This window comes from Rhodomicrobium sp. R_RK_3 (genome assembly GCF_002198715.1).
Lineage (GTDB): Bacteria > Pseudomonadota > Alphaproteobacteria > Rhizobiales > Rhodomicrobiaceae > R-RK-3.
The window spans coordinates 69,596-87,419 of record NZ_MWLK01000013.1; the positions used below are offsets into that span (position 1 = coordinate 69,596).

Annotated in this window: 10 protein-coding genes; 2 read left to right on the forward strand and 8 right to left on the reverse strand. The window is 65.3% G+C overall.

The window, feature by feature from the left end:
* Positions 1 to 7 precede the first annotated feature (7 nt).
* The 3 genes from BLEFHOIH_RS06065 to BLEFHOIH_RS06075 form a co-directional block, all read right to left on the reverse strand.
* Positions 8 to 364, reverse strand: coding sequence for a DUF1036 domain-containing protein (locus BLEFHOIH_RS06065; protein WP_088343626.1), 357 nt, complete (start codon positions 362 to 364; stop codon positions 8 to 10).
* A 424-nt stretch (positions 365 to 788) separates the two neighbouring features.
* The gene (locus BLEFHOIH_RS06070) at positions 789 to 2,168 is read right to left on the reverse strand and encodes an FAD-binding oxidoreductase (protein WP_088343728.1); all 1,380 of its coding nucleotides are present in this window, start codon (positions 2,166 to 2,168) and stop codon (positions 789 to 791) included.
* A 347-nt stretch (positions 2,169 to 2,515) separates the two neighbouring features.
* Positions 2,516 to 3,319 (reverse strand): alpha/beta hydrolase, encoded by an 804-nt coding sequence (locus BLEFHOIH_RS06075; RefSeq protein ID WP_088343627.1) that lies wholly within the window; start codon positions 3,317 to 3,319, stop codon positions 2,516 to 2,518.
* A gap of 198 nt (positions 3,320 to 3,517) precedes the next feature.
* Between BLEFHOIH_RS06075 and BLEFHOIH_RS06080 the strand changes: the two genes are divergently transcribed.
* Positions 3,518 to 4,618, forward strand: coding sequence for a PQQ-dependent sugar dehydrogenase (locus tag BLEFHOIH_RS06080; protein WP_245296886.1), 1,101 nt, complete (start codon positions 3,518 to 3,520; stop codon positions 4,616 to 4,618).
* A gap of 31 nt (positions 4,619 to 4,649) precedes the next feature.
* Here the strand turns inward: BLEFHOIH_RS06080 and BLEFHOIH_RS06085 are convergent, their stop codons facing one another.
* From BLEFHOIH_RS06085 to gltB, 3 genes are all read right to left on the reverse strand, one after another.
* On the reverse strand, positions 4,650 to 5,720 hold the full coding sequence (locus tag BLEFHOIH_RS06085) for an esterase-like activity of phytase family protein (RefSeq protein WP_170937024.1): 1,071 nt from the start codon (positions 5,718 to 5,720) through the stop codon (positions 4,650 to 4,652).
* Positions 5,721 to 5,867: 147 nt separating this feature from the next.
* Positions 5,868 to 7,286, reverse strand: coding sequence for a glutamate synthase subunit beta (locus BLEFHOIH_RS06090; RefSeq protein ID WP_088343630.1), 1,419 nt, complete (start codon positions 7,284 to 7,286; stop codon positions 5,868 to 5,870).
* A 364-nt stretch (positions 7,287 to 7,650) separates the two neighbouring features.
* Positions 7,651 to 12,357, reverse strand: a complete 4,707-nt coding sequence (gene gltB / locus BLEFHOIH_RS06095) for a glutamate synthase large subunit (protein WP_245296892.1) — start codon at positions 12,355 to 12,357, stop codon at positions 7,651 to 7,653.
* 573 nt (positions 12,358 to 12,930) lie between these two features.
* On the opposite strand from gltB, the gene BLEFHOIH_RS06100 reads away from it, so the two are divergent.
* Complete coding sequence (locus BLEFHOIH_RS06100; RefSeq protein WP_088343632.1) at positions 12,931 to 13,812, forward strand: AraC family transcriptional regulator; 882 nt, start codon at positions 12,931 to 12,933, stop codon at positions 13,810 to 13,812.
* 185 nt (positions 13,813 to 13,997) lie between these two features.
* Here the strand turns inward: BLEFHOIH_RS06100 and prfB are convergent.
* Positions 13,998 to 15,129 (reverse strand): peptide chain release factor 2 gene (gene prfB / locus BLEFHOIH_RS06105; RefSeq protein ID WP_125461605.1). Its coding sequence is split into 2 segments (ribosomal slippage): positions 13,998 to 15,059 and positions 15,061 to 15,129, totalling 1,131 coding nucleotides; the frame shifts between segments, so codons are not numbered across the junction.
* An 89-nt stretch (positions 15,130 to 15,218) separates the two neighbouring features.
* Positions 15,219 to 17,777: a penicillin-binding protein 1A gene (locus tag BLEFHOIH_RS06110; RefSeq protein ID WP_245296887.1), complete on the reverse strand. Its 2,559-nt coding sequence runs from the start codon at positions 17,775 to 17,777 to the stop codon at positions 15,219 to 15,221.
* Between the last annotated feature and the right edge of the window lie 47 nt (positions 17,778 to 17,824).

Genomic DNA, 17,824 nt, shown 5'->3' on the forward strand with positions numbered 1-17,824 from the left:
CGCCAGCTCAAGGCGTGAAGGTCAGCGTCCAGCCGTCGCTGTCGCCGACATCGAGTTCACGGAAGCCGACCCGCTGCAGCGCCGTGGTTCCGATGCCGTCGCAGATGTTGAAGGCGTCGGTCGGATGCACGAATGTCGGAAACTCGCCCTCCCACCGCGCGCCGTCATCGGCTTCGGCAAAGAAGTACCAGAAGCGGTTGACGTCGCTGAGATCATTGGCAAAGACCAGCGAGCACGCCCCCGGGTTGACCGGAAACCAGCCGATATTTTGCCACTCGCCGCCTTCGCCGCCGCAAACCTCGGGGCTGAAGAAGGAAAACGCCGTCCAGATCCGCACGGGATAGGAATTGCAGAATGTCAGCATGGCTCATTCTCCCCGCGCCGGTTGGCCAGGACGGCGCCTGACGGCCGGTTTTCCGGCACGCGCGGCGGTCTCCGAGGAAGGCGGCACCGACGCCTGGTATCCGGGGGTCTGCAGCGTGTGCCCGGCCTTGCGGCCGGTCCCGGAAAGATCGCCGCGCGCGACGGGCTTGGGCGTAACGCCCTCGATACCTTTGGGATCTGGCATAAAACACCTCGCTCTAAGGCCAAGATGCGACGAGGCCAAAAGCCAACTGGCACTGCGTTCGCAATGTCTGACCGCTAAAAATAACGCCGCTTGCGCAGCAACCTTAAAGTAACCGACTGGTTCTAAGTATGGGACGAGCATTGACAGCGGGCAGGATAAATCACCCGCGTAAATCCAATGCTAATACTTGATATAAATCTGTGCAAGTCTACTCGATGGATCAATCCGGAATCGGGATCGCCGAAGCGAACACATTTTCCGGATCGTAGCGGCGCTTGACGGCGCGCAGGCGCGAGGCGTTGCCGCCATAGGACAGCGCAAGCTGCTCGCCATCCTCGGGCGTCAGCAAATTAGGGTAGCCGCCCGGCAGGGCATAGCGGGCGAGCGCGGCGGACAAATCCGACGCCCATTCGCGGTGGCGGCTGCCGTCATCGCCGGCGCTCCGGTCCCAGGCCGCCACGATCTCAACGAGGATATGCCGGCGGCGCAGGCCGAAGGCGGTCGCATCCGCCGCCACCCGCGTGCCGGCGCCGTGGAAATGATGCATCGCCACCACCGAGAAAGGCGATGTCCGCGCGGCGCCCGCCGCCGCGATGGCGGCAGCGACGCCGGGCGTGAGGTCGGCGAGCCAGCGCGTCCGCAACGCGTAATGGCGGCCGTTCGATACCTGGTCGTCGAACATGCCGATCAAACCGGTGCAGCTCATCGGGCCGATCTGCGTGAACAGCGGAGTGCCGAGCTTCTGCAGCCGCTCGATATGGGCCTGGCCGCGTCCCGCCTCGCCGCTCCAGCACGGCGCGATGAAAATAGCCGGGCTGCCGTCCGGCGCCGAAATCATGCCCGAGGCGGCCGAGAATTCGTCCGGCGCGAGGGCCATGATTTCAGCGTAACCGCGCAGCACCCTTGGCGCCTGGCTCCATGGGAACAGGATAACCCCGGCCAGCAGCTCGGCCACGGGGTGCAGGCGGATCTTCATCGAGACGACGACGCCGAAATTGCCGCCGCCGCCGCGCAGCGCCCAAAACAGCTCCGTGTTCTGCAGCGCGTCGGCGATCACCAGCCGGCCGTCGGCGAGCACGATCTCGGCGCCGAGCAGATTGTCGAGCGCAAGGCCGAAACGCGGCGTCAGCGCACCATAGCCGCCGCCCAGCAGATAGCCCGCCATGCCGATGCCGCTGGAATTGCCCGTGACGGCGGCAAGACCGTGCGCGCCCGCCGCCATGCTGAGATCGCGCGCCGTCGCCCCGCCCGCAACGGTCGCAACTCTAGCCGCGGCATCCACGCTCACGCCGCGCATGGCCGAGAGGTCGAGCACCAGCCCGCCATCGCGAAGCGCCCGCCCGGCCCAGTCATGCCCGCCGCCGCGCGCCGACAGAGGGATGCCATGCGCCTGGGCGGCGGTGACGGCGTTCTGCACATCGGCGGGCGTCCGGCAGGGGACGACCAGCGCCGGTTCATGCGTCACCGCGCCGTTCCAGATCGCGCAGGCCTCGGCATAGCTGTCGCCGCCGGGCTCGAAAACCGTGCTGCCGCCCGCCTTGATGCCGTCGCGAAGCGCCCGAATCCGACCCGCCCGCAGCGCAGGCAACTTCCCGTGCATGTCGCACCTCTCCATTGAATCCGGCGAGGAGGTTTGACTGCATTGCATTACGCCGGGATTGCGGGTTCTGCATACCGCGTTACGGACGTAATGCGAGGTGGTCGGATGATTTGTACTAAGAAGGCAGGTAATTGCGGTCGGCAGGCTTTTGCGGCCGCTTCAACCATTTGGAGGACGGTCCGAACACGAGTCCGGCTTGGTTCGATGGAAATGATCGCCCCGCATATGTCCTCGCCAAGCCGCGTCAGCGCCTCGACCACTGTCGCGGCCTGCGCATCCTTGCTCAATGATTTGAGGCCAATCCGAACAACGCCGGGCACCGGCAGGTTAAATCCCTCCGCGCCGCCTCAACTCGCCCTATCGAACTTCCTGACGAGCCACCCGCTTACCAACTCCGCCGCCTTCTGCCAGCTCGGCTCCAGCATAATGGCGTGGGCGCAGCCGGGGATCAATTCGGGGCGGACGCCGTAATACAGGCCGGTCAGATGCACGTCGGTCGGCGGGATGAGGTCGTCGCGCGCGCCGCCGATCACCAGCAGCGGCGGCGTGATCCAGGGCAGCGGCGCGATCGGGCACCAGCCCATCAGCTCGAGGCTGGCCTGGATGGCCGGCTCGGTCAGCCGGCGCAGCAGCCATTTGCGTTCCTCCGACCCGATCGGCTCCGACAACAGCCCGCGCTCGAGGATGCCGAGGTCGATGCCCTTGAGCTGGCCGTGCCGGGTTTTCTGCAGCTCCTCCCACAACGAGGGATTGCGCGAATACATCGAGAAGGACGCGCGCATCAGCCCGTGCGGCGGCACCGAGGCCATCAGCACCAGCCCGGCGGCCCGCCGGCCCTGGCGCAGATAATATTGCGCCACCCCGCCGCCCATCGGATGCGCGACGATGGCGACGCGCCCGCCGATCCGCTCCGCCGCCCAGGCGATGTCGTCGCTGAAATCGCCGAGCCGCCATTGCCGGATGCGCTCGCCTCCCTCGCTCTTGCCATGGCCGCGCAGGCTGAGCGCATAGGTCGGAAAGCCGCGTTCGGCCAGATAAGGCATGAAATTGTCCTGCCAAACCCAGGCGCCGAGGCAAATGCCATGCACAAGAAGCACGCTGACATCGCGTCTTGCGCCGCTGGGGATGGCGGATAAGAGCTCAAGCTGCATCGGTCAGACTTGCAAGTCCTGTTTCAAAGTCACAATTTTAGGTGGATCATTCGCGGCTCATTTAGCAGCCATGGTCCTCGAACCGCGACTGCACTTTCGTCGCACGGAAAGGTGAGGCAAGCCTTGAGGCAGTGGAGACATTTATCGAAGAAAAACGGGTCAAAGCTTAGCTCATTCATAAAAGCCGCGCCGACCGCCGTGCTCCTGGCGCAGGCGCCCGAGGCGGCCGCGGCCGAAGCGCTGCAGAAATCCAGCGCGGGCGAAAATTTCCGGCTTGTCGAGGTGGCCGGCGGCCTCAGCAACCCATGGGCGCTCGCCTTCCTGCCGGGCGGGGACATGCTGGTGACGGAGCGCGGCGGGCGGCTGCGGCTGATCCGGGCCGGCAAGCTCGAAGGCCAGCCGATCGCCGGAACGCCGCAAGTGGCGGCACAGGGCCAGGGCGGTCTGCTCGACGTGGCCCTGCATCCCGATTTTGACCGCAACCATCTGATCTATCTCAGCTATGCCGGACCGGGCGCGGGCGGCGCCAATACCGAAGTCGCGCGGGCAAGGCTCGATGGCGGCCGGCTCGAAGACAAAACCGTCATCTTCAAGGCCGAGCCCAAGACGGGCGGGGGCAATCATTACGGCTCGCGCCTGCTGTTCGCGCCCGACGGCACGCTGTTCGTCACCCTCGGCGACCGCTTCAGCCGCCGCGACGAGGCCCAGAACGTCGTCAACCATCTCGGCGCCGTCGTCCGCATCAATGATGACGGCTCGGTGCCGAAGGACAATCCTTTCGTCGGCAAGGACAATGCGCGGCCCGAGATCTTTTCCTATGGCCACCGCAATTCGCAAGGCATCGCGCTGCGGCCCGGCACGGCGGAAATCTGGCAGCATGAGCACGGCCCGCGCGGCGGCGACGAGGTCAACATTTTGAAGGCCGGGGCCAATTACGGCTGGCCCAAGATCACCTATGGCGTCGACTATAGCGGCGCAGTGATCTCCGACAAGACGGCGATGCCGGGGATGGAGCAGCCGGTGGTCTATTGGAAGCCCTCCATCGCCCCGAGCGGCATGGCCTTCTATGACGGCGACAAATTCCCGAATTGGAGGGGCGACCTGTTCGTCGGCGCGCTGGCCGGCACGCATTTGCGCCGCGTCCGGCTGGAGGGCGCCAAGGTGGTCGAGCAGGAAGAGCTCCTGGCGGACCTCGGCGAGCGCATCCGCGACGTGCGGTCGGGACCGGACGGGCATCTTTACGTGGTGACCGACGACCCCAGCAACGGACGGGTGCTGCGGCTGGAGCCGGCCCGCTAGATTACGAGGAATTTGGCCTGGCGCTCTGAGGCTAACGCCGTTTCAGCGCAAATTGCGCCAGCAGCGTGCTCTGAAAGAAGCTGAAATTGTCGTCGGAGATGAGGGTAATGAGCGTTTCGCCGTTCTCGCCTTCCGTCGCCGTGACTCCCTCGAAATTGTCGATCATATAGGAGCGGCCGGCCTCCAGCAGCACCTCGCCCTCGAGCATCGCGCCGGGCCGGATGTCGCGGGCCTCGATCAGCCGCAGGCGCGTGTCGAGCTTCAGCGTGGCACGGATGAAGCTGCGCTCCAGTATCAGGAGGCTGCCGTCCTTCAGCCCCGCCAGCGACACCACGTCGAACTCGCCATGACGCTTCAGGAATAGCGGCTTGGATTTGCCCGCCAGCGTCATGGCGCCGGTATGGTCGCCGTCGCGGGTGAGCTTGCGCTCGGCGAAGGCCACGACCGCGCCGGCATGGTCGCCGCCGCGCAGCATGGTCATGCCTTCGAGCCCGGCATTGCGGCTCATGCGCTTGAGCTGGTCCGGCAGCGCGATGCCGCCGACCGGCCCGCGCATCGCGCCCTTCTCGAAAACATATTCCTCGATCCGGTGGCGGCCCTCGAAGCCGATCAGATAGCGTCCCTCGATGCCGCCGGGCCGGAGCGCCACCAGCGATTCGGAATCGCGGTCGCGCGTGCGCTGCAGCGGCCGGCCATCCTTCTGCGGGATCGGTCCGATGCGCGCGTCGCCGAGGCCGGAGAGCCGGCCGTCCTTGTGCTCGATCGTGGCGGAGAGCCAGCTTCCAGCATCGGAGATCATCAGCAGCTTCTCGCCGTCGGCGCTCAGCGCGATGTCGGAATAGCCGCCGAAAAACTCCGACGACGATGACAAGATCAGACCGCCGCGCCATTCGAGCCGGCCGAAAGTCTTCTGCTCCGGATTGGCGCGGTCGAAGTCGAAGGGCTTGGCGGACACGGTGATGGCCTGCGGGCGCAGAGCCGCAATGTCGGCCTTTTGCGCGGCGGCCGCGGCGATGATGCCGCCGATGACCAGCACCGCGCTGAGGACCAGCGTCCTCGGCGAGATGTCCCGCAAAATCCCCCGCAAGCGTGCACTCGCCATTCGCTGAATTCCCCGTTGTCCCATTCTGGCCGGAATGGCGCGACTATCCCGGCTCGGCGCCGCATTTGCAAGCGGAAGCAGGCGCTGAGACAAAGCGCCCGGCAAGGTTCGGGTTACAGACGAAACCGGTAGGGCGTGTCCGAAGGCTCAGCGCGGCAGATCCGACTTGCCCATCAGGAACTTGTCGATGGCATGCGCTGCCTGACGGCCCTCGCGGATGGCCCAGACGACGAGCGACTGGCCGCGCCGCATGTCGCCGGCGGCGAACAGCTTTTCGCGGCTGGTGCGGTATTCGCGGTCATTGGCCTTGACGTTGCCGCGCCCGTCGAGCTCAAGGCCAGTCTCCTGGATCATGCCCTCATGCACCGGGCTGACGAAGCCCATGGCGAGCAGCACAAGATCGGCCTTCAGCTCGAATTCCGAGCCGGGAACGTGCTGGAATTTCTCGTCCACCCGCGTGCAATGCAGCTTCTGCACCCGCCCGTTCACGCCGGTGAATTTCGCCGTCATCACGCTGAAGGCGCGCTCGGCGCCCTCGGCCTGGCTCGACGAGGTCCGCATCTTCAGCGGCCAGTTCGGCCAGGTCAGCAGCTTGTTCTCCTTCAGCGGCGGCTCCGGCATGATTTCGAGCTGGGTGACGCTCAGCGCGCCCTGCCGGAACGAGGTGCCGATGCAATCCGAGCCGGTGTCGCCGCCGCCGATGACGACGACATGCTTGCCCGCCGCCAGGATCGGCTCTGACTTGCCGTCCGGCTCGCCGGCAACGCGGCGATTCTGCTGCGGCAGGAAATCCATCGCGAATTCGATGCCTTGCAGGTCGCGCCCCTCGATCGGCAGGTCGCGCGCTTTCTCCGCGCCGCCCGCCAGCAATACGGCGTCGAACTCGGCTTCCAGCTCGGCGAGCTTCTTGTCTGCGCCGACATTGACCTTGCAATGGAAGCTGACGCCCTCGGCCTCCATCTGGCGCACGCGGCGCTCGATCAGCCATTTCTCCATCTTGAAGTCGGGGATGCCGTAGCGCAGCAGGCCGCCGGGATAGCAATTCTTCTCGAAGACATGAACCTCATGGCCGACGCGCGCCAGTTGCTGGGCGGCAGCGAGCCCGGCCGGCCCCGAGCCGATGATGGCGACGCGCTTGCCGGTCTGCGTCTCGGCCGGTTCGGCGGCGACCCAGCCCTCTTCCCAGGCCTTGTCGACAATCGTGCATTCGATGGTCTTGATGGTGACCGGCGCGTCGTCCAGGTTCAGCGTGCAGGAGGCCTCGCACGGGGCGGGGCAGATGCGGCCGGTGAATTCGGGGAAATTGTTGGTCGAATGCAGGTTGATCGCCGCCTCGCGCCAGTCGCCGTGATAGACGAGGTCGTTCCAGTCCGGGATCTGGTTGTTGACCGGGCAGCCATTATGGCAATAGGGGATACCGCAATCCATGCAGCGCGCCGCCTGCCGGCCGACATCGCGTTCCTCCAGCGGGATCACGAATTCGCGGAAATGGCGGACGCGGTCGGAGGCCGGCGCATAGGCCCGGTCCTGCCGCTCGATCTCCAGAAAGCCAGTGATTTTTCCCATCGCGTCTTTCTTCTTCCCGTAGGAGCGGCGCCCGTTCGGCGGGGCCGCCGGCTCTCGACTTGGCGTTTCACTCCGCTGCCCGGTTGGCCGGGCGGCGATCTTCGACCCTTTTTCGGCGCTTAGCGCTGCGCCCGTTCGTCTCAACCGACCCGTGGGGCGGATGAGGGATATTGCCTCACCGATAGTTCGTAACCCTCACCCCGACCCTCTCCCACTGGGAGAGGCGTTCGATTCCCTGGGGGAGAAGCTTAGAAACCCATCCTCTCAGCGTACCGCAGTCCAACCTCTCCCATGGGGAGAGGTCGGCGCGGAGCGCCGGGTGAGGGGGTAATGCCTATCGGTCGTCCGCACCTTTCGCCGCACCTCACCGCCCATTCCGCAGACCGATCTCCAGCACGTCGAAGCCGGTCTGATCGGCGGCTTGGGCGCGGCTCATGGCTTCGAGCGCCTTCTTGTATTCGACCGGCATCACCTTCACGAATTTGGGCAGCCATGCCTCCCAATTCTCGAGAATGAGCCTCGCCCGCTCCGAGCCGGTGTAATGCCGGTGGTTCTCGATGAGCTGGCGCAGGCGGACCGAGTCGAAGCGGGTCATGTCGCGCTGCACGTCGACGAGGCCGTGGCCTTGCAGGTCGCCGGTCTGGTGCGAGAAGCGGCTCATGCGCTCCTCCTCGGCCTGGATCGGCTCAAGGTCGACCATCGACATGTTGCAGCGCTGCTCGAACGAGCCGTCCTCGTCCATGACATAGGCGATGCCGCCCGACATGCCGGCGGCAAAGTTCCGCCCCGTCTTGCCGAGCACCACGACGATGCCGCCGGTCATATATTCGCAGCCATGATCGCCGGTGCCCTCGACCACCGCGATGGCGCCCGAATTGCGCACGGCGAAACGCTCCCCCGCGACGCCCCGGAAATAGCATTCGCCCGAGATCGCGCCGTAGAGCACCGTATTGCCGACGATGATGCTGTCCTCCGGCACGATGCGGCTGCCCTTGGGCGGTCGCGCGATGATGCGGCCGCCCGAGAGGCCCTTGCCGACATAGTCGTTGCCGTCGCCGATCAGGTCGAGCGTGATGCCATGCGCGAGCCAGGCGCCAAAACTCTGGCCGGCGGTGCCGCGCAGGGTGATCCAGATGGTGTCTTCCGGCAGGCCCGCATGGCCGTATTTCTTGGCGACGAAGCCGGACAGCATCGCGCCCGTCGTGCGGTCCGAATTGCGGATGGTCAGGTCGAGCTTGACCGGCTGGCGGTCGTTGATCGCGGTTTTGGCGAGCTCGATCAGCTTGCGGTCGAGCACGGTGTCGATCGGATGCTTCTGCCGCTCGGTGTTGCTGGTCGCGATCTCCGGGCCGACGTCGGGCTTGAAGAACAGATTGCCGAAATCGAGGCCCTTGGCCTTGTAATGGGCAATCGCGCGCTCCTTGTCGAGCCAGTCGGAATGGCCGGTCAGCTCACTCAGCTTGCGAACGCCGAGCGCGGCCATGAATTCGCGCACCTCCTCCGCCACCATGAAGAAGTAGTTGATGACGTGCTCGGGCTTGCCGGTGAAACGCTTGCGCAGCACCGGATCTTGCGTGGCGACGCCGACCGGGCAGGTGTTCAGATGGCACTTGCGCATCATGATGCAGCCGACCGCGATCAGCGGCGCGGTGGCGAAGCCGAATTCGTCGGCCCCGAGCAGCGCCCCGATCACCACGTCGCGCCCGGTGCGCACGCCGCCATCGACCTGCACCGCGATGCGGCCGCGCAGGCCGTTCAGCACCAAGGTCTGATGCGTCTCGGCGAGGCCGATTTCCCAGGGGCTGCCCGCGTGCTTGATCGAGGTGAGGGGCGACGCGCCCGTGCCGCCTTCGAAGCCTGCGATGGTCACATGATCCGCGCGCGCCTTGGCGACGCCCGCCGCGACCGTGCCGACGCCGACTTCGGAGCCCAGCTTCACGCTGACATCGGCGTCCGGATTGACGTTCTTCAGGTCGAAGATGAGCTGGGCCAGGTCCTCGATGGAATAGATGTCGTGATGCGGCGGCGGCGAGATCAGGCCGACGCCCGGCGTCGAGTGCCGCACCTTGGCGATGATGGCGTCGACCTTATGGCCGGGCAACTGGCCGCCCTCGCCGGGCTTTGCGCCCTGCACCACCTTGATCTGCATCACATCGGAATTGGCGAGATATTCCGCCGTCACGCCGAAGCGGCCCGACGCCACCTGCTTGATCGCCGAGCGCATGGAGTCGCCGTTGGCCATCGGCACGTAGCGGTCGGCTTCCTCGCCGCCCTCGCCGGTGTTCGACTTGCCGCCGATGCGGTTCATGGCGATGGCGAGCGTCGTATGCGCCTCGCGGCTGATCGAGCCGAAGGACATGGCGCCGGTCGAGAAGCGCTTGACGATCTCGACCGCCGGCTCGACCTCCTCGAGCGGGATCGGCGCCCGTCCGAGCTCGGCGGCGTCCTTGATGCGGAAAAGGCCGCGCAAGGTCATCAGCTGCTCGCTCTGGTCGTTCACCGCATTGGAGAATTCGCGGAACTTGTCCGGCACATTGGCGCGCACGGCGTGCTGAAGGCTGGCGACGGTTTCAGGCCGCCACATATGCGCCTCACCGCGAATGCGGTAGGCATATTCGCCGCCGACCTCGAGCGCGTTGCGGAGCACCGGCACGTCGCCGAAGGCCTGGCGATGGCGCTCGGCCACTTCCCGGGCGATCTCTTCCAGCCCGACGCCTTCCACCTGGGTATGGGTGCCGCTGAAATATTTGGCGACGAAATCCGTGCGCAGGCCGACGGCGTCAAAAATCTGCGCGCCGCAATAGGACTGATAGGTCGAGATGCCCATCTTGGACATCACCTTGAGAATGCCCTTGCTGGTCGCCTTGATGTAGCGCTTCACCGCCTCGTCGTAGCCGATGGGCTCGTCGATCTCGGGCAGCATGGCCTCGATGGTCTCGAAGGCCAGATAAGGGTTGATCGCCTCCGCGCCATAGCCGGCGAGCGTGCAGAACTGATGCACCTCATGCGCCTCGCCGGTCTCGACGACGAGGCCGACCGAGGTGCGCAGGCCCTTACGGATCAAATGATGATGCACGGCCGAGGTCGCCAGCAGCGACGGGATCGGAATGCGCGCCGGGCCGACCGCACGGTCGGAGACGATGATGATGTTGTAGCCGTCGCGCACCGCCTGCTCGGCCTGCTCGGTGAGCACGTCGAGCGCCTTCTCCATGCCGGACGCGCCGAGATCCGCGCTGTAGCTGATGTCCAGCGTGATGGTGCGGAACGGCACGTTGTAGGAGCCGTGCAGCGAGCGCAGCCGCTCGATCTGGTCGTTGGTCAGGATCGGCTGATGCACTTCGAGCCGCTTCTGCGTCGAGGTGCCTTCGAGGTCCAGGATGTTCGGACGCGGCCCGATGAAGGAGACCAGACTCATCACCAGCTCCTCGCGGATCGGGTCGATGGGCGGGTTCGTCACCTGGGCGAAGTTCTGCTTGAAATAGGTGTGCAGCAGTTTTGGCTTGTTCGACAGTGCCGACACCGGTGTGTCGGTGCCCATCGAGCCGATCGCCTCCTGGCCGCCTTCCACCATCGGCTGCATGACGAATTTCCAGCTCTCCTGGGAATAGCCGAAGGCCTGCTGGCGGTCGAGCAGCGCGATGTTCGACTTCGGCGCGGCGGGTCCCGGTGGCGGCAGGTCGGTGACGCGGATCTGGCCGGCGTCGAGCCATTCCTGGAACGGATGGCTGTTGGCGAGCTCCGACTTGATCTCCTCATCCGAGACGATGCGGCCCTTCTCCAGGTCGATCAGCAGCATCTTGCCCGGCTGCAAACGCCATTTCTGCACGATACGCTCTTCGGGATAGGGCAGCACGCCCATTTCGGAGGCGAGGATCACCTTGTCGTCGTCGGTGACGAAATAGCGGGCGGGGCGCAGGCCGTTGCGGTCGAGCGTCGCGCCGATCTGACGGCCATCGGTGAAGGCGACGGCGGCGGGGCCGTCCCACGGCTCCATCAGCGCGGCATGATATTCGTAGAAGGCGCGGCGCTTTTCGTCCATCAGCGGATTGCCGGCCCAGGCTTCCGGGATCAGCATCATCATGGCGTGGGCGAGCGAATAGCCGCCCTGCACCAGGAATTCCAGCGCATTGTCGAAGCAAGCCGTGTCCGACTGCCCCTCATAGGAGATCGGCCAGAGCTTTGAGATGTCCTCGCCGAAAAATTTTGACGAGACGCTCGCCTGGCGCGCGGCCATCCAGTTGACGTTGCCGCGCAGTGTGTTGATTTCGCCGTTGTGAGCGACCAGCCGATAGGGATGTGCAAGCCGCCAGGACGGGAAGGTGTTGGTCGAGAAACGCTGATGCACCAGCGCGAGCGCCGACTTGAAGCGCGGGTCGTGAAAATCCTGATAGTATTCTCCGAGCTGGAACGCCAGGAACATGCCCTTATAAACGACCGTGCGCGCCGACAGCGAGACCGGGTAATAGCCAGAATTGTCAGCGTCGCGCTCGCCGATGATGCGGTTCGAGGTGACCTTGCGAATGAGGTAAAGGCGCCGCTCGAAATCGGCCTCGTCGGCGATGTCGGCGCCGCGGCCGATGAAGATCTGCCGGATGACGGGCTCGGATCGGGTGACGATCGGGGGCAGGCCGCTATTGTTCACGGGCACGTCGCGCCAGCCGAGCAGGACCTGGCCGTGCTCGGCGATGGCCTCCTCGATGATGGTCTCGCAGCGCAGGCGCCATTCGGCCTCGCGCGGCATGAAGAGCTGGCCGACGCCGTAATGGCCGGGCTCGGGCAGCGCAAAGCCGAGGCGCGCCGCTTCGGCGGCGAAGAATTCATGCGGAATCTGGACCAGCATGCCTGCGCCGTCGCCCGCCAGCGGATCGGCCCCGACGGCGCCGCGATGGGTGAGGTTGAGCAGGATTTTCAACCCGTCCTCGATCATCTCGTGGCTTTTTCGGCCCTTGATGTCGGCGATCATGCCGATGCCGCAGGCATCGTGCTCGAATTCGGGCCGATATAGGCCGGCCGCGCGCGGAAAAACACCGCCGCCCTGCTGCTCGGCAGAGGGGGCGGCGCGATCATGCATCCGTTCCGTCATGGCTATTTCACTGGCCTCGATGCGCTCAAGTCCGGACGATCGCCGGACCAATCGACATGCAAGTCGCCTGCGAAGAGACATCGCGGGGCGATCCTGCAACTGGCGCCGGGCGGATTGGTCTGCCTATCCTAAGTGGTATTCGTCACCGCTTTCCGCCGGCTCGAGCAGATTAGCCTAAATCTTTTTGCCTTTTGCGCGCAAGAAGACCCGCCCGCCTCATTTCCAATCCGAAAACGAAAGACGTGCGAGTGACCCGCGCCTTAAAGGACAGCAAGGCTGACCTACCTTTAAGGAAGATGACAGATTTGAGGCAGGTTGGCAAGGGAGGCACAGCCCAGCAAAAAGGCGTAATTCAGGCGACGTTTTGGCGCGGCCTGGGGCGTTATCCGTCCATAAGCAGGACCAATTGCCCGCATGATATGACTTTCCGCTTCGGCGCCCATCAAATAGGCATGCCCGAAGCGGCCAAGGCGCGTCCCCCCGCCAGCGACAAACCGCAAGATCGGTCGAGCGCGCCAGCTCCGCCTGCGCTTAGCTGGCGCGGCCACGGAGGACGGAAGAATGAAGGCGGCGCTGCAAAACCACCATGCCCGGATGCAGCGGGTCCTGGATCACATCGACCGGCATCTGGACGAGGACCTGGACCTGGACGCGCTGAGCAGCATCGCGGCCTATTCGAAATATCATTTCCACCGGCAGTTCACGGCGACCTTCGGGCTGTCGGTGCATCGCTATGTCCAGCTTGCCCGCATGAAGCGCGCTTCATTCCGGCTCGCCTACCGGGATGCGGAAAGCGTCACCGACATCGCGATGGATGCCGGATACGATGCGCCGGATGCCTTCGCCCGCGCCTTCCGGCAACGGTTCGGGCAATCGCCGTCCTCGTTCCGGAAATCTCCCGACTGGGAGCCGTGGTTTGCGGCCTTCGGGCCTCTCGACAATGCGAGGAGCAAGCTCATGCAGAAGAATTTTACGGCCGATGACGTGACGATCCGCGATGTGCCCACGATGCCGGTGGCGATCCTGGAGCATCGGGGCGATCCCGCCACGCTCGGCGCGACCATCCAGCGGTTTATCGCGTGGCGCAAGGCCGCCGGGCTGCACCCCAGAACACATCCGACCTTCAATGTCTGGCGGTCCGAGCGGCGTCCGGCCTCGCCTGCCGATTACAGCGTCGACCTTTGCGTGGGGACCGACCTATCGATCGAGGCGAATGGCGAGCAGATCAAAGCCGGCGAAATTCCGGGCGGGCGCTGCGCGGTACTGCGCGTCACCGGCAACACCCACAATCTGGAGCCCGCCGCGCTCTACCTTTACCGCGACTGGCTTCCGGCGAGCGGCGAGGAAGCCCGCGACTTCCCGATCTATTGCCAGCGGCTGAGCTTCTTCCCGGAGGTGCCGGCGCATGAGGCGGTCGCCGATTTGTTCTTGCCGCTGAAATAACACGGGCGCCGGCCTGCCTCTCCCCGTCGTCCCGGGCAGCCGTCAGGCCGAAGCGGGCCCCACCGGCAGAACAGCCAGCACCGTGCTTGCGGAGAGGCGGGTAGCCCCCGGCCCTAACGGCCGGGGCAACGGAGCAAATTGTCGAGTTTTGCGATGATCCGCCAAGGAAGAGAGGACTCAACCGGCTAAGCCAAATCCTCGACCTTCGCCGGGCCGCCGCCACGGATGCGCTGGGCAAGCGCGGCTTCGACAAACGCGTCGATCTCGCCATCCAGCACGGCCGGCGGGTTGGTGCTCTCCACCCCGGTGCGCAGATCCTTCACGAGCTGATAGGGTTGCAGCACATAGGACCGGATCTGATGGCCCCAACCGATCTCGGTCTTGCCGGCGGCTTGCGCCTGCGCGGCTTCCTCGCGCTTCTTCAGCTCAAGCTCGTACAGCCGCGCCTTCAGCATTCCCCAGGCGGACGCCTTGTTCTTATGCTGCGAGCGCTCGTTCTGGCACTGCACCACGATGCCGGTCGGGATGTGGGTGATGCGCACAGCGCTGTCCGTCGTGTTGACGTGCTGGCCGCCGGCGCCGCTCGCCCGGTAGGTGTCGATGCGGCAATCGCCCTCGTTCACTTCGATATTGATGGTGTCGTCGATGGACGGGTAGACCCAGACCGAAGCGAAGCTGGTATGGCGGCGGGCGTTCGAATCATAGGGCGAGATGCGCACCAGCCGATGCACGCCGGATTCGGTCTTCAGCCAGCCATAGGCGTTCGGTCCCTTGATCAGCAGCGTCGCCGATTTGATGCCCGCCTCTTCGCCGGGGCTGCTTTCGTAGAGCTCCGACTTGAAGCGGCGGTCCTCGGCCCAGCGCATATACATGCGCAAGAGCATCTGCGCCCAGTCCTGGCTCTCGGTGCCGCCGGCGCCGGCATGGACTTCGAGATAGGCGTCATTGCCGTCGGCCTCGCCCGAGAGCAGCGCCTCGACCTCGCGCTTCTGGGCGACGCGGGAGAGCGCGAGCAGCGCCGCTTCCGCCTCGGCGATGACGGACTGGTCGCCCTCCTCCTCGCCGAGCCCGATCAGCTCGATATTGTCGATGAGGCCGCTTTCCAGCTCGGCATAGGAGCGGATCGACTCCTCGAGCTGCTGGCGCTCCTGCATGACCGAGCGGGCTTTTTGCGGCTCGTTCCACAGATCGGGGTCTTCGGCGAGAGCGTTGAGCTGCTTCAGCCGCGCATTGGCCTTATCCCAGTCAAAGATGCCTCCGCAGCAGGGACAGGGACTCGCGGATCTGGTCGATGACGGCCTGCGTTTCAGCACGCATGTTGATGGCTCCGGTGAAAAGAACAAAGCGGGCGCCGCCTTTGGCGAAAAAGGCAGCCGCCCGTCTCTATATAGGTGTCGATACGCTCGTCAGTAGAGACCGCCGGCCTGGGGCTGACGCGCGCCGCCGACCCCGCCAACGCCGACACTGAAGCCGGTATCCGGCTGAGCGGTGCCGCCGCCCTGCCCGCTCAGATCGGCACCGGGATAGGTGACGAAGGAGAACGGGTCCAGCGGCTCTTCATTCGGCTTATAGGCTTCCAAGATGGTCCGTTCGGTGGCGCCGGGCTGGGCGCGCATACCGGTCTTGGCATCGATGCGCACCAGCTTGATGCCGGGCGGCACGCGGAACGGCGTCGCCGGCTTGTCTTCGAGCGCCCATTTCATGAAATCGCGGAAGATCGGAGCGGCGATGCCGCCGCCGGTCTCGCCCTTGCCCATCGGCTTGGGATTGTCGAAGCCGACGAAGACGCCGGCGACGAGGTCGGGCGAGAAGCCGACGAACCAGGCGTCCTTTTCGTCGTTGGAGGTGCCGGTCTTGCCGGCCAGCGGCTTGCCGACCTTTGAGACTTTATAGCCGGTGCCGCGCTTGACGACGCCTTCCATCAGCGAGGTCATCTGATAGGCGGTGTGCGGGTCGATGATCTGCTTGCGGCTGTCGGCCAGTTGCGGTTCGTCCTGGCCATGCCAATCCTCGGCGTTGCAGGCCGGGCATTCGCGATTGTCATGCCGCCAGATGGTCTTGCCGTAGCGGTCCTGGATGCGGTCGATCAGCGTCGCCTGCACCTGCTTGCCGCCATTGGCGAAGGACGAGTAGCCCGTCACCAGTCGCAAGAGCGTCGTCTCGCCGGCGCCGAGCGCCATGGAAAGGAGGGGCATGAGCTGGTCGTAAACGCCGAAGCGGCGCGCATATTCGGCGATCAGCGGCATGCCCAGATCCTGGGCGAGGCGCACCGTCATCAGATTGCGCGACTTCTCGAGGCCAAGGCGCAGGGTCGAGGGGCCGTAGAACTTGTTTTCGTAATTCTCCGGCTTCCAGGTGGCCTGGCCGTTCCCCTGTTCGAGCGCCAGCGGCCCGTCGACGACGATGCTCGACGGCGTATAGCCATTGTCCAGCGCCGCCGCGTAAACGATCGGCTTGAAGGACGAGCCGGGCTGGCGCTTGGCCTGGATGCCGCGGTCGAACTGGCTGCCGGCATAGCTGAAACCGCCGACATCGGCCAGCACGCGGCCGGTATGCGGGTCCATGACGATCATCGAGCCTTCGATCTCGGGGACCTGCACGAGACGCCAGCCCTCGGCGGTGCCGGCGTCCTCCTTGTCCTCTTCATCGTCGTCGGCGGCGACTTCCTCCTTGGGAGCGACATAGATCACATCGCCCGGCGAAAGCACGTCGCTGACCGCCTTGGGCCGCTTGCCGAGCTTCACCTTGCCCTTGGCGGAGCCCTCGGCGGGGCGTGCCCAGGAAACGTTCTTCAGCGGCACGATCACCGTCTCGCGCTTCTTGTCGACCTGGCCGTTGGCGGTCCTGCCCGGCCGCACGCCGACGGTGGCGCGGTCCGCGCTCGCCTCCAGCACGACGCCGAGCCGCCAGGGATCGAGATCGGCCAGCGAATCCAATTCGGCAAGCGCCGGTCCCCAATCGCCGGCGGGGCTGATCTTCTTGATCGGGCCGCGATAGCCCTGCTTGCGGTCATAGCGGACAAGTCCGTCGCGCAGCGCCTTGCGGGCGAGAAGCTGGATCTTGGGATCGAGCGTGGTGCGCACCGAGAGGCCGCCGCCATAGAGATTGTCTTCGCCGTAGAGGTCGATCAGCGTGCGCCGCACTTCCTCGGAGAAATATTCGGCGGCGAATTGCGCGGCGCCGAAGGGGCGGGGGCTGATCTTGAACGGGGCGGCCTGCGCCTGCTTGGCCTGCTCCTGCGTGATGTGGCCGTCATCGGCAACGCGCTGGATCACCCAATTGCGGCGCGCGATGGCGCGGTCGGCGTAGCGGAAGGGGTGGTAATTGTTCGGAGCCTTGGGAAGCGCGCCAAGATAGGCCGCCTCCTCGATATTCAGGTCCTTCAGCTCCTTGCCGAAATAGTTGAGCGCAGCGGCGGCGACGCCGTAGGAGCCCATGCCGAGATAGATCTCGTTCAGATAGAGCTCGAGGATCTTCTCCTTCGGAAAGGCGCGCTCGATGCGCACCGCCAGGATGGCTTCCTTCACCTTGCGCATCATGCTGCGCTCATTGGTGAGCAAAAAGTTCTTGGCGACCTGCTGGGTGATGGTCGAGGCGCCTTCCATGCGCGCACCGCCGCCCTTCGCCGCCTTGGCGAAATTGGTCAGCACGGCGCGGGCGATGCCTTGGAAGTCCAGCCCATTATGCTGGTAGAAATTCTGGTCCTCGGCGGAGACGAAGGAATTAATCACCGATTTCGGGATCGAGCCGATCGGCACGTAGAGACGCTTTTCGCGGGCGAATTCGCCGATCAGGCTGCCGTCGCCGGCATGCACGCGCGTCATCACGCCCGGCTGGTAATTGGCCAGCCCTTCGTAATCGGGCAGATCGCGCGAAATCTGCCAGAGGAAATAGGAGGCGACCGCCGCCGCCACGATGAACAGGATACCGCCCGCCGCAAAGGCGAAGCCGAGCAGGCGCAACATAATGCTCTTCCGACGCTTGGGCTTCACGGGCGGCGGCATGATGGGAG

Excerpts from the sequence above, each read along its gene's own strand:
- BLEFHOIH_RS06065 (WP_088343626.1), bottom strand. The coding sequence starts at position 364 with ATGCTGACATTCTGCAATTCCTATCCCGTGCGGATCTGGACGGCGTTT.
- BLEFHOIH_RS06070 (WP_088343728.1), bottom strand. The coding sequence starts at position 2,168 with ATGCACGGGAAGTTGCCTGCGCTGCGGGCGGGTCGGATTCGGGCGCTT.
- BLEFHOIH_RS06075 (WP_088343627.1), bottom strand. The coding sequence starts at position 3,319 with ATGCAGCTTGAGCTCTTATCCGCCATCCCCAGCGGCGCAAGACGCGAT.
- BLEFHOIH_RS06085 (WP_170937024.1), bottom strand. The coding sequence starts at position 5,720 with ATGGCGAGTGCACGCTTGCGGGGGATTTTGCGGGACATCTCGCCGAGG.
- BLEFHOIH_RS06090 (WP_088343630.1), bottom strand. The coding sequence starts at position 7,286 with ATGGGAAAAATCACTGGCTTTCTGGAGATCGAGCGGCAGGACCGGGCC.
- gltB (WP_245296892.1), bottom strand. The coding sequence starts at position 12,357 with ATGCATGATCGCGCCGCCCCCTCTGCCGAGCAGCAGGGCGGCGGTGTT.
- BLEFHOIH_RS06100 (WP_088343632.1), top strand. The coding sequence starts at position 12,931 with ATGAAGGCGGCGCTGCAAAACCACCATGCCCGGATGCAGCGGGTCCTG.
- BLEFHOIH_RS06110 (WP_245296887.1), bottom strand. The coding sequence starts at position 17,777 with ATGTTGCGCCTGCTCGGCTTCGCCTTTGCGGCGGGCGGTATCCTGTTC.